General features: G+C 34.5%; 1 protein-coding gene. It reads right to left on the reverse strand.

Annotated elements, in window-relative coordinates; genetic code table 11:
• Nucleotides 1-296 (reverse strand): hypothetical protein (locus Q0997_RS20370; RefSeq protein ID WP_299892579.1); only part of this gene is annotated, 296 nt, incomplete at both ends.

Genomic DNA, 296 nt, shown 5'->3' on the forward strand with positions numbered 1-296 from the left:
TAGTCTATATCTGTAAGATCTGTAATACTATCATCTACTGTTACAGTTACAATGTTAGTTGCTACATTATTAACACAAAGGTACTCTATAGTCACTGTTGGCTCTATTCTTACAGATTCTGGGAATGTAATATTCCATTCAGAAGCACAACCTTGGTCATCAAGAATATAAACAACATGATCTCCACCAGATAATCCAGTAAAATCAAACTCAGTTTGCGTTGCAGTACCTACAGTATATACACCGTTAATGTCATCAAGACTTACACTATATGGTAAAGTACCTCCAGAAATATC

Source organism: uncultured Lacinutrix sp., assembly GCF_947500325.1.
Classification (GTDB): domain Bacteria; phylum Bacteroidota; class Bacteroidia; order Flavobacteriales; family Flavobacteriaceae; genus Lacinutrix.